This is a genomic window from Bacillus sp. USDA818B3_A, from assembly GCF_009928415.1.
Lineage (GTDB): Bacteria > Bacillota > Bacilli > Bacillales > Cytobacillaceae > Neobacillus.
Genome location: NZ_JAABNN010000002.1, coordinates 621,325 through 634,216, shown reverse-complemented (window position 1 = coordinate 634,216; position 12,892 = coordinate 621,325). Strand labels below are relative to the sequence as shown.

Sequence of the window (12,892 nt, the reverse complement as noted above, 5' to 3'; positions counted from 1 at the left end):
TAGTCAAATGGGCAAAAAGTTATATCACGGAGCAGCTTATTATCCTGAGCTATGGGATGAAAAGGTAATGAATGAAGACATTAATATAATGAAACAAACGGGTATTAATGTAGTGAGAATAGGTGAATTTGCTTGGTCCAACATGGAGCCGAAAGAAGGCGAGTTTGATTTATCCTTTTTTATGAATGTAATTAATAAACTCTATGAGAATGGTATAGAGACTGTAATGTGTACGCCGACTCCCACTCCGCCAATCTGGTACACAGACGGACATCCGGAACGGATGTATGTCGAGCGGGACGGAAGAGTAATGGGACATGGCTCTAGACAGCATGCCTGCACCAACCATTCCTATTTCCGCGAAAAAGCAGCGCTGATTACCGAACATATTGCCCAAGCACTGGGAAGTCTGCCAGGTGTGATTGGCTGGCAGATCGATAATGAATTTAAATGCCATGTTAGTGAATGTATGTGCGCTGCATGTAAAGAATTATGGCATCAGTGGCTAAAAGAACGGTATGGGACGGTCGACCAACTTAATGAAGCATGGGGTACACAAATTTGGAGTGAATATTACCATAGCTTTGAACAGGTACCTCAGCCAGGGAATGCACCATTTTTACACAACTCATCGTTGAGTACAATGTATCAATTATTCTCTATGGAAAAAATTGCGGAGTTCTGCGATGAGCAGGCAGAGATTATTAGAAAATATTCGGATGCACCGATTACCCATAACAGTTCCGTTATGTTTAGTGTTGATAATGAGAGACTATTTAAAAATCTTGACTTTGCTTCTTTTGATACCTATGCAACCATTGATAATTTCCCTGCCTATCTTATTAACAGCGATTTGTGGCGGAACTTTAAGAAAGGCAAAGACTTTTGGGTTATGGAAACTAGCACGTCCTATGCTGCATCGCTTGAAAGCTATGCAAGCCCGCATCCAAATGGCTATTTAGTAGCCGAGGCAGCAGCTGCTTATGCTTTAGGGGCGGAAGGATTTTCGTATTGGCTGTGGAGACAGCAGCGTGCAGGCTGCGAACAGCCGCATGGTTCTGTTATTAGTGCGTGGGGAAAACCAACCGTGGGCTATGCCAATGTGCTGGAAGTTGAGAAGATGAGAAAGGAAATCGAACCAATTATCCTAGCGACTAGACCAAGTCAGGCAGAATTGGCCATTACCTATTCCGATAGGGCAAAGGCATTTTTGAAAACGGAACCACATCGTGGGTTGAATCATCGCTCTTTAGTAACAGATTTTTATGAAAATGTATTATCAATGGGGATACACCGCGACCTGATTCCTGAAGGGGCAAGCCTTGAGGGATATAAAGTATTATTGACACCGTTTATCCCTTATGTGTCATCAGAGTTTCTAGATCGTGCGAAGCGATTTGTTGAAAATGGCGGGGTCTGGATCGCCGGTCCTTTTACAGGAGGAAGGACTGAGTCCCATACGGTCCATACCGATCGTGCATTGGGGGAACTTGAAAATACTGCTGGTGTGGAGGTTTTATTTACTTACCCTATGGATAACAGCGGAACCATTGGCCGTGCTTTCGATGTATCTGCACCGCTTGGGATGTGGAGTTCAGTATTTGAATTCGACCAAGAAAAGTCAGTTGGCATGATTGAAGAGGGACTTTCTGAAGGGAAATCCTTTATTACCGAGCATCGCCTAGGGACGGGAAAAATTGTTATGCTTGGTTCCATGCCTCAAGGGGCGGAAGGATCCCTAATGTTACAGAAACTCGTGGATCATTATTCACAAGAAGCGGATTTATCACTTAGAACAGACGTAACCAAGGGAACCATTGTTGCTCCGAGACAAGGTGATGGATATTCTGTATGGTTTGTGATCAACATGGACGGTAATGGTGGAAGTGTTACCCTGCCAACGGAAGGAATCGATCTACAGACTAATCGCAAAGTAAGCCAGGGAAAACTTGAAATCGGAAAATTTGAATATAAAATGATTCGTATTAATGATAAGGAGTGGTTTTAAATGATTCGAAAAGCTACAGTCATGAAGGTGTTTGAAGGATTTCACGAGGAATACAAGAAACGGCATGATGAAATATGGCCTGAGCTGGCCCAAGAATTAAAGAATCACGGTGCCCATCATTACTCGATTTTTCTTGATGAAAAAACGAATAATCTGTTTGCCTATGTTGAAATTGAAAGTGAAGAAAAGTGGAATGCAATGGCTCAAACCGAAGTGTGCCAGAAATGGTGGGCCTATATGAAAGATATTATGGAAACCAACCCAGATAATAGTCCGGTAGCAATTGATTTAAAGCAGGTATTTTATTTAGATTAGGGCTCTCCTTAAACGTTATTGTTGTGATTTATCTCTGTTGATTGGAGCGCCTGAAGTGGAAATCATCAGCCAATTTTAAAGAGCCTAGATTAAAGAGAAACGAGGAATATAGCATGGGGAAGGGAACAAAATGGCCATCTGAAATGAAGGAATTCCGAGATCCGATTACGGGTGCGGCCATTACACAATTAACAGATTACTTGTCTCATAGTTATCATCTGTATTTTACCAATGACGGCTGGTATGATAACGGTTCTAAACTTTTAATTTGTTCGGACCGTGGAAACGCCACTAACCTTTTTAGTCTGGACTTGAAGAACGGGGAATTAACACAAATAACAGACCTAGATAAAAACATTTCCAAGGGGTTACAAGGAACCTATATCAATCCTGTCAAAAATGAAGCGTACTTTACCTATGGTAAAACAATTATTGCGATTGATCTAGATTCATATGAGGAAAAAATAATCTTTACTTTGCCACAAGGATATAACTTTAGTAATCTAAGCTGTACAGCTGATGGAAAATATCTATGTTTTGGTCTCTCTGAAGACTTGTCCCAAACAATTAATAGTAATTTATCAGGCGGCTATGTCGGGTTTGAAGAAACCGAAGCAGCAAGGCCGCACTGTCAAATATGTTTACTATCTTTTGAGACGGGAGAAACAAAAGTAATCCATGAGGAAAAACGGTGGATTGGCCATGTCAATGCATCACCAACACAGCCGCATCTAATTACCTTCTGTCATGAAGGGCCATGGGAAAAAGTGGACCATCGTATATGGGTATTGAATATTAATACCGGTGAAGTTTGGAAAATAAGAGAGGGTGAACCAAACCAATATGCAGGACATGAGTATTGGCATGCGGACGTCCTGCATATTGGCTACCATGGTTTCACCGGATCATTGGACCGGAAGGACGGAAAATTTCTTGGGTTTGCTAAATATGATAATTCAGCTTGTGAAGAGTTTGAATTTCCCTATCAAAATATGCACATCCATTCCAACGACTCCACCTTCATTGTAGGAGATGGACAACAATCAAGTGCCTACCATGGTGAAAGGTATCAGGATTGTATTTTCTTATGGAAAAAAACTAATGAGGGAATGGAAGGACCGCGGATTTTATGTAAGCATCGAGGAAGCTTTCAAATTCAGCAAGTCCATGTCCATCCCCGGTATACTCCCGATGGGACAAAAATATTATTTACAAGTGATCGCACTGGATACGGAAATATTTATCTGGTAGAAGTTCCTGAGTTTGAAAGTCTGCCAGAGCTAGTAGAAGGAAAATTGATAAAAAGTTAATAAACATGAATAAACAGGCAAAAAATAAATGCCTGTTTTTTTTTGTTAATAGTGCAAAAATGTCTTAGGTGATCATAATAAGCCAAATTATATTGTTCGCAAAAATTGAGCGTTGATGGAAAGTAAAAGACTGAAAATAATAGGATTGTAACATATAAAACCAGCCAGTGGGAGAGTGGGATTATGAAATTACATTGGTTAAACAAAAGGCCGAAGAATCCTACAGGAATTTCTTGGGGGATTCCTTGGGAAAGAGGGACATTAAAAAGAGGAGAAACCATCTGTCTCCAGAGCAGCGGCGGTAAAAAAAGTCCATTACAAACTTGGCCAATGGCTTTTTGGCCGGACGGAAGTGTGAAGTGGACGGGCCATGCAGCAGTCCTTCAGGGCGATGAAGATTCATATGAAGTATCTATTAGTGAACATGTAAAATCTGACAGTATCTTGCAGGTAAAGGAAATTGATCATACTATTGTAATCGATACAGGTAAACTATTATTCTCGCTAAATAAATGGGGAGATAGAGTTATTAATTTTGTAAAAAGAGGTACAGAAACCGTTGCGTTTGACGGTAAATTAAAGGCAATTAGAGAGACTCGCAGTAAGGAAAATGGGATTACCGTTATCCGCGAAGAACCATTTGCCGGAATTATCAATAATGTGGAAATTGAGCAAAATGGTCCTTTAAGAGCTGTTATTAAACTTGAAGGAACCCATCAGGCAGAAGCAGGAACAAGTACATTGCTTCCGTTTGAATTAAGGCTTTACTTTTATGCAAACACTGAATCCGTGCGTACCGTTCATACCTTACTTTACGATGGCGATCCAGAAAAGGATTTTATTAAAGGGGTAGGACTGGAACTATCAGTTCCACTAACGGGAGAAGCTTGGAATCGTAATGTTCGCTTTTCAGGAGATGAAGGGATTTATTCGGAAGCAGCCCAGCTTCTGCTTACGAGAAGACATAGAAATGTTGATGGCTTGTTTCAAAAACAAATAGCTGGTGAAATTGTCAGCCTAAAAGAAGAAAAACACTCTCAATTATTAGAACATGCCAAACAAAATGCGATTTGGAATGATTTCAAAATTCAGCAGGATTCAGCAGACCACTATCGAATCATCAAACGGACACAAGAATCCTGTGCCTGGGTGGAATCCACTCATGGTACTAGAGCAAAGGGCCTGCTTTATATTGGTGGAGAGGATTATGGAATTGCTGTCGGGATAAAGAATTTTTGGCAAAAGTTTCCCTCAGCATTGGAAGTTAGCGATTTAAATCAGTCCGAAGCAAAGCTGAAAGCCTGGTTTTGGTCACCGGATGCCGGAGCAATGGACCTGCGGCATTATAATAACGAAACACATGTTGTCAGTGCCTATGAGGGTTTTGATGAAATGCGTTCCACCCCGTTTGGGATAGCCAACACCAGTGAGATATTTTTACAATTTTATTCCGATTCACCTTCAAATGAAAAGTTAGTTAGTCAAATAGAGGAATGGCAAGCACCTATATTATTAGTATGTGAACCAGAGCACTACCACGATACAAAAGCATCAGGTGTATGGAGCCTAGAAGATCGCAGCACCCCAATGAAAGCACTTTTAGAAGAACAGCTTGATAGGGCCTTTGATTTTTATAAAAAGGAAATTGAACAGCGCAGATGGTATGGTTATTGGAATTATGGTGACGTCATGCATACATACGACCCGGTCCGTCATCAATGGATGTATGATATCGGAGGCTTTGCTTGGCAAAATACGGAGCTCGTGCCAAATATTTGGCTCTGGTATTCATTTTTACGGTCAGGACGAGAAGACGTGTTTATTATGGCTGAGGCGATGACAAGACATACCAGTGAAGTCGATTGCTACCACTTTGGTGAGTATGCCGGTTTAGGTTCTCGCCATAACGTTGTCCATTGGGGATGCGGCTGTAAAGAAGCGCGAATTAGTATGGCGGGGTTACATAAATACTATTATTTCTTAACAACCGATGAAAGAGTAAGAGATTTACTCACAGAAGTAAAAGATGCCGACCAAGCAATAGCCAATCTTGATCCAATGAGAGAGTTCTATTCAACAGAACAATTCCCAACACATGCCCGTGTAGGTCCAGATTGGGCTGCTTTCTGTTCCAATTGGTTATCAGAGTGGGAACGAACAGGAAATCAAATGTACAAAGAAAAGATTATGACAGGAATAAATACGTTAAAGCAGCTGCCATTCCGATTGCTCTCAGGACCAACCTTTGGTTATGACCCGAAGACTAGCAATCTTCTTCATATGGGGGATGGAAATGAGGGGGGCTATCATATGGTGATTGCTTTCGGGGGCCCGCAAGCGTGGATGGAAATTGCACAGGTTCTAGATGATGAAGGTTGGGACGATATGTTAGCCGAATTTGGCGAATTTTACGTACTAAGTAATGAAGAAAAATTGGTTAGAAGCAATGGTATTCTTCACAATAAATTATTTAGTTTACCAATGCTTGCTTCTGGAATGGTTGCTTATGCAGCCGCAAGGAAAAAAGATAAAAATCTGGCCGAAAAAGCTTGGAATCTTTTATTAGAAGAAGAAATTAGTCAAATGGCGCTGCCAATAAAAGAAGAAAAGGTCCAAAGTTGGAGGAGGATAACAGAAGTTCCAAGTATTACGACTAATACTACATCACAGTGGTGTCTAAATACGATTGTATCTTTGGAGTTAATTGGTGAATACCTGCCAAATCAAGAATTCAAGAAAGTATTAGTCCAACAAAAAAGTGTTTAAAGGTTTGAAAACCTTGATAAATCAAGGTTTTCGTAAAGACAAAAAAATGTAATTGTCCGAAAAATGAAAGCGGTTTAAATTATGGTTATAGCAAGAACAGTTACTGGATTATTTGTCGAAGAACTAGCCTAGTAATTGAATAAGCAAGTAAGGAACGACATTAAATTGGGGGTATTCAAATGAAAAAAAGTAAAAAGTTGAGTAAAAAAGTGACAATCCCATTCCTTTCAGCCATGCTGCTTTCTTCCCTTGCAGCATGCAGTAATTCAGAAAAGTCATCGAGTGAAGCGAGTAAAGATGGAAAACTAAATATTTCAATTATGACGACAGCGTTTTCAGCTACGCCGCCTTCTAGTAACAGTCCGGCCCTAAAGGCGCTGGAAAAGTATACAAAATCTAATATTACTGTAAATTATGTTCTGAATTCGGTTTATTCAGATAAGTTAAATGTTACTTTAGCCTCAGGCAAGCTTCCGACGATCATCATGATTCCAGATAAAATCCCAAGCTTCGTCAGCGCTGTCCGTAATGGAGCTTTTTGGGATCTTACACCTTATTTGAAAGATTATCCAAATTTAAGTAAGGCCAATGAAGTGACCTTGAAAAATAGTGAAATTGATGGAAAAGTCTATGGGGTTTATCGGGCCCGCCCGCTTGGAAGAAACGGGATCTATTTCCGCCAGGATTGGTTAAAAAAGTTGGGATTACAAGAGCCTAAAACGATTGAAGACTTTTATAACGTCTTAAAAGCCTTTACAAATAACGATCCTGATGGGAACGGGAAAAATGATACGTACGGTATGGTTATTTCAAAATTTACCGGTCCGTTTGATGTTATGCAAACATGGTTTGGTGCTCCGAATAAATTTGGCATGACAGAGGATGGCAAGCTCCAACCAGATTTCATGACACCGGAGTATACGAATGCGTTGAAATTCTTTAAGAAAATGTATGACGAAAAATTAATCAACCAGGATTTTGCTGTAATGGATTCTGGACAATGGGATATTCCATTCCAGAAAGGACAAGCTGGAGCTATTGTTAACGTATTGGACCAAGCTCATCGTAATCAGACTGCTATGGAAAAAATCGATCCAAATTTAAAAGACGCAGTTGGTGTAATGGGAGCAGTCTCAGGCCCGGAAGGTCTTCATAATCTGCCTACTGCGGGTTATAGCGGCATGCTGGCAATCCCAAAATCTAGTGTGAAAACCGAAGCACAATTAAAACAGGTCTTATCTTTTATAGATAAGCTGAATAATGAACCTGCTCAAACAATAGCCTATGCTGGTGTCGAGGGACGTCATTATAAGATGGAGAATAACAATATCGTACCTCTTTTTACAACCCAAGACCCGGAAGCTACTGAATATACGGACCTTAACCAATTTGTACCAGGGATTCCTGTAAGTAATTTCAAACACCCAGAGTATACACCGCTCCAAGTAAAAGAAAACGAAATCATGAAACAAAATGAAGAAATTGTTGTACCAAATCCTGCGGCATCCTTGATTTCCGATGTATACGCCCAAAAAGGACAGCAATTAGACAACATCATCAATGACGCCCGTATAAAATATATTGTTGGCCAAATTGATGATAAAGGTTTTAAAGATGCCATTAAATTATGGCGCAGTTCTGGCGGAGACGATTATGTTGAAGAAATAAATAAATTATACAAAGAAAACAAATAGTAACCATCGAGGTAAAAAAACAGGCAGTTTTTCTAACTGCCTGTTTATCCAACAAAACTAATAAACTTAAAAAAGGAAAGGAGAGGAAACGATAATGGGGAAAATTAGTGCGCAAATTACTGAAACTGACGTAACCCAACCGGTGATAGAAACAAAAACGAAGACAAAGTCAGCTGTTTCTCCGGCTCAACGAATTATGAGAGATAAATGGCTCTATATCCTACTGCTCCCGGGATTGGTGTATTTTATTGTATTTAAGTATCTTCCGATGTGGGGCATTGTTATAGCCTTCCAAGATTATTCACCTTTTACGGGGGTGCTCGGAAGTAAATGGGTTGGATTTGATAATTTTATAGACTTCTTTAAAAATCCGGATTTCTTTCGACTATTAAAAAATACAGCTATTTTTGCGGTGTTAAACTTGGTATTTTTCTTTCCGGCACCGATTATTTTATCGATCCTGTTAAATGAATTGCGTGTAGAATCGTACAAGAAAGTTGTACAAACGTTTATTTATGTACCTCACTTCATGTCATGGGTAATCATTGCGAGTATTACGTATATCTTTTTTACTACAAGCGGCGGCATTATGAATGATATTGTCTCCCAAATTTACGGGAAAAAGATTGATTTTCTATCATCACCAGATTGGTTTCGTCCATTAATTATGCTGCAAATTATTTGGAAAGAGACTGGCTGGGGAACGGTTATCTTCTTAGCTGCGCTTACATCTGTTGATAAAGAACAGTATGAAGCAGCAATTGTCGACGGAGCAGGAAGATTTAGACGATTATGGCATGTCACTCTGCCGGCCATTAGAAGTACAATCATAGTCATGCTCATCCTTCAACTTGGCCGTTTTCTGGACACTGGCTTCCAACAAATTTACTTAATGTCCAATTCATTAAACCGTGGAGTTGCTGATGTATTTGATACATATGTTTATTTTGTTGGGATTACACAGGGGGCGTATAGCTATAGTACGGCTGTCGGGCTCTTTAAGTCTGTCATTGGAATCATTCTTGTTTTAGGCTCAAACAAATTAGCCAAGAAAATGGGAGAGGATGGAATCTTTTAATGTTCAATTATCAAGGAGGTGCAGAATATGGCAAATCTTAAAATGCATAATACACGTGGAGGGCGCATATTTGATGGCTTTAACGTTGTTATTTTAGCCATCATCGGGATTATTATGATTCTGCCATTTCTTTATATAATAGCAGGATCGTTTGCTACAGAGGCTGAGTTAACGAGGAGAAACTTTTTTATCTGGCCGGAAACGTTTACCCTAAGTGCCTATGAATATATTTTCTCAACCGCAACATTCTCGCGCAGCATTCTGGTATCGATAGGTGTCACCTTAGTTGGTACACTGGTTTGTCTATTCTTTACTTTTACAATGGCTTACCCCTTATCGAGAAAGAATTTAATGGGACGCGGCTTATTTATGAATATGATTGTATTTTCAATGTTATTCAGCGGGGGAATGATCCCAACGTATATCGTAGTAAAGCAATTGGGATTATTAGATTCCTATTGGTCGTTAATCTTACCAGGCGCAATCAATCCATTTAATTTAATCATTGTCAAAACTTTCTTCCAAGGGATTCCGAATGAATTGGAAGAAGCAGCTAAGATTGATGGCTGTACAGAAATGGGGATTTTTTGGAGAATCATCTTACCACTGTCGAAACCGGTCCTTGCTACATTTGCCTTGTTTTATGCTGTCGGGATTTGGAACGATTTCTTTCATGCCCTATTGTATATTAGTGACAACACCAAGTGGCCAGTCCAAGTTCTGCTCCAACAAATTATTATTTTATCTCAGGGAAATCTTGCGGATACCGCTTCTCAAGGAGCATCATTTGTCGAGCCTCCTGCACAATCATTAAAATTAGCTGTTGTGGTTGTGGCTACTTTGCCAATTTTAATTGTTTATCCATTCCTGCAAAAACATTTTGCAAAAGGGATGCTTTTGGGGTCAGTCAAAGGATAATAGCATAAATTTTAATCAAAGAATTCAGGCGGGGAGATGATTAAAAATCTAACCGCCTGTTTTACTTTTCTAAAGTCTAGTATTTAAATAAAGGATTGCCAAAATATAGGCCTTCCTGCAGTATATCAACAATCGAAGGGTGAGCAAATGAACAATTTAACACAACTAAAACATGATTTTTATAATCCTTCTGCGGAATATTCAGTTTTCCCATTTTGGTTTTTAAATGGAAATCTTAATAAAGGAGAGATTGCTAGACAATTGAGTGATTTTAAATCAAAAGGGGTTTTCGGCGTTGTTGCCCATCCGCGTATTGGTATTCCAGAGGATATTGAATATTTAGGCCCAAAATTTATGGATTTGATGCGCTTTATCGTGGAAGAAGCTGCGGAATTGGGAATGAAAGTGATCCTTTATGATGAAGGGATGTATCCATCAGGATCAGCCCATGGCATGGTGGTAAAAAACAATCCGGAATATGCGGCACGCGGACTGCGGATGTCGTCGTATTCGGTTTACGGTTTTACACAATTAGAAGAAAAATTGGAAGAATATGAAGAGATTGTTCTCTCGGTAGCTGTAAAAGTTACAGGGGAAAGGAAGATTGATCCTCTCTCCGTCATTTTGTTGGAAGTTGAAAACAATACGGTATCTTTTGAACCTAAAGAAAGTGGAAATTGGTCGATTGTGTTCCTTGTTTCCACTTTTTCAAAAGGAACGATTCGCGGTCTCCATTTTGGGGAAGATGATGGCGAACCTGGGGCTCCACCGGCAGGGGATTTATTAAACCCGGATGCGATGCAAAAATTTATCCGTGTAACCCATGATGTCTATTATGAACATTTGCAGGAGTACTTCGGAAATACGATAACAGCATTTTTTACAGATGAACCGAGTGTTGTCGGACGTTGTGTGGATACCGAAAAAATTAAACCATGGACGATTGGCTTTATGGATTATTATAAGGAAAATGGAAATAATCCAGCGGACTTGTTATCACTATGGTTTGACGTTGGCAGTGACACAAACATCAAAAGTTCAAAATTTAAAAAAGCGGTTAATAAACGCCTTCAGGAAACGTATTACCGCCCCATTTCCGAATGGTGTGAGAGCCATGGCATTCATTTGACAGGGCATCCGGAAACTAGTGATGATATCGGATTTTTAAAGTATTTTCAGCTGCCCGGCCAGGATTTGGTATGGAGATGGGTAGGACCGGAAGAAAATAAAGGAATAACAGGGCGTGACAGTACTTTGGGGAAATGTTCCTCCGATGCGGCAAGGCATCGCGGACTGCCTCGAAATGCCAATGAGTGTTTTGGCTGTTGCGGGCCGAATAGTCATCAATGGCAATTTACTGTAGATGATATGAAATGGTTTGTCGATTGGCTTTTCGTCCGGGGCGTTAATATGCTTTATCCCCATGCATTTTATTATTCCATTGAAGGAGAACGCTTAAATGAGCGTGCACCTGACAACGGGCCTCATAACTCGTGGTGGAAATATTATAAATTGATCGCTGATTATGAAAAACGGATGTCATGGCTGCTGAGTAATTGTACAAATGTAACAGACATTGCCATTTTATGTGAAGAGGATCATATTCCTTGGAAAATTGCTGAGCCGTTATATACAAATCAAATCGAATTTAATTATTTGGAGGAAGATCTTTTTCTTCATGATTGTATAATCGAAGCAGGTAAAGTGAGGATTCAAAAGCAAGTTTATAGAACGATTATTCTTGAAAATCTCAATCAGCTCGAATCAATTGAACTTGTCCATAAAATCAAATTGTTTCTTGAAGATGGGGGGAATGTGATTGTATATAATCCTAAAAAGAAACATCTTCTGTTACAAGGAAATATTATCCAACTATATAACTATGATGGCGTAATAGGTGCGATTGATCGTATTGAATCTAGGGATGTGTATATGACACCTAGTAATCCGGGGTTACGGGTTACGCATATAGTTAAAGAAGGCATTGATTTCTTCGTATTAGTGAATGAAGACGAGCATGCCATTGATGGAGAGCTGGCTATAAAATGTTCGGGGGATGTAGAGAAGTGGGATGCCTGGGAGTCCAAGATTGAAGTAATGGATATTAATGAAGTCGTTGATGGATATACAAAATTCAACCTTTCTTTACAACATCGTGAATCGTTGATCATTAGTGTTAATCCGGATGATTCACCATCTTTTGCGCAACAGAGAAAGACTTCACCACAAGTTATCACTGTAAATGTGAAAAATTGGACAATCACTAATCCATTTCGAGATAATGAGTCCATCAATGATTTGGTTTCTTTGACTGAGTTTAAAGATATGATGTATTTTTCCGGTGAATCTATTTATCGGTCAAAAGTTATACTGAATTCCATAAAAGGATATCAAAGAGTGGAATTAGATTTAGGAGAAGTTTGTGAGTTAGCTGAATTAAAAATCAATGGAAAAAGAGCAGGTGTTAAACTGTGGAGTCCGTATCTTTTTGACATTACCCCATTTATTGATACAGATGTCCTAAATCTAGAAATTATCGTTACCAACAGTAAAGCGAATGAGTATGTTAAAGAGTCTGTAAAATCTGGACTAATTGGACCGGTAACGTTAAAGCTTTTTTCCTTTTCGCAGTAAAACAAATCCCAAGTGAATAAATCACTTGGATTTGTTTTAGATATATACCTATTTATAGCTATATGAAGAAATACAGTCAAACAGTGTTCAATTTCAAAATAGTATGGTTGTAGGAAAAGTGTGAGTGTCTTATATTAGTAGGTATATAATTAGTAGATTTAGCTTTAAA

At 39.3% G+C, this 12,892-nt stretch carries 8 protein-coding genes; all 8 read left to right on the top strand.

Going from position 1 to position 12,892, the window contains the following annotated elements:
• Positions 1 to 7 precede the first annotated feature (7 nt).
• The 8 genes from GXK58_RS05950 (at position 8) to GXK58_RS05915 (ending at position 12,723) form a co-directional block, all read left to right on the top strand.
• Complete coding sequence (locus tag GXK58_RS05950) at positions 8 to 2,008, top strand: beta-galactosidase (protein WP_160720750.1); 2,001 nt, start codon at positions 8 to 10, stop codon at positions 2,006 to 2,008.
• Positions 2,009 to 2,323 carry an L-rhamnose mutarotase gene (gene rhaM, locus GXK58_RS05945; RefSeq protein ID WP_160720749.1) on the top strand — a complete coding sequence of 105 codons (315 nt, stop codon included), beginning with the start codon at positions 2,009 to 2,011 and terminating at the stop codon, positions 2,321 to 2,323.
• A 113-nt stretch (positions 2,324 to 2,436) separates the two neighbouring features.
• Positions 2,437 to 3,633, top strand: a complete 1,197-nt coding sequence (locus tag GXK58_RS05940) for an oligogalacturonate lyase family protein (protein ID WP_160720747.1) — start codon at positions 2,437 to 2,439, stop codon at positions 3,631 to 3,633.
• A gap of 180 nt (positions 3,634 to 3,813) precedes the next feature.
• Positions 3,814 to 6,399, top strand: a complete 2,586-nt coding sequence (locus GXK58_RS05935; protein WP_160720903.1) for an exo-rhamnogalacturonan lyase family protein — start codon at positions 3,814 to 3,816, stop codon at positions 6,397 to 6,399.
• 179 nt (positions 6,400 to 6,578) lie between these two features.
• A complete protein-coding gene (locus GXK58_RS05930; protein WP_160720745.1) occupies positions 6,579 to 8,093 on the top strand; it encodes an extracellular solute-binding protein in 1,515 nt (504 codons plus the stop codon).
• Positions 8,094 to 8,187: 94 nt separating this feature from the next.
• Entirely contained in the window at positions 8,188 to 9,171 is a 984-nt protein-coding gene (locus GXK58_RS05925) for an ABC transporter permease (protein ID WP_160720744.1), read from the top strand.
• A 27-nt stretch (positions 9,172 to 9,198) separates the two neighbouring features.
• Positions 9,199 to 10,089 carry a carbohydrate ABC transporter permease gene (locus tag GXK58_RS05920; protein ID WP_160720742.1) on the top strand — a complete coding sequence of 297 codons (891 nt, stop codon included), beginning with the start codon at positions 9,199 to 9,201 and terminating at the stop codon, positions 10,087 to 10,089.
• Between the two features lie 147 nt (positions 10,090 to 10,236).
• Positions 10,237 to 12,723, top strand: a complete 2,487-nt coding sequence (locus GXK58_RS05915) for a glycosyl hydrolase (RefSeq protein WP_160720741.1) — start codon at positions 10,237 to 10,239, stop codon at positions 12,721 to 12,723.
• The last annotated feature ends 169 nt before the right edge of the window (positions 12,724 to 12,892 follow it).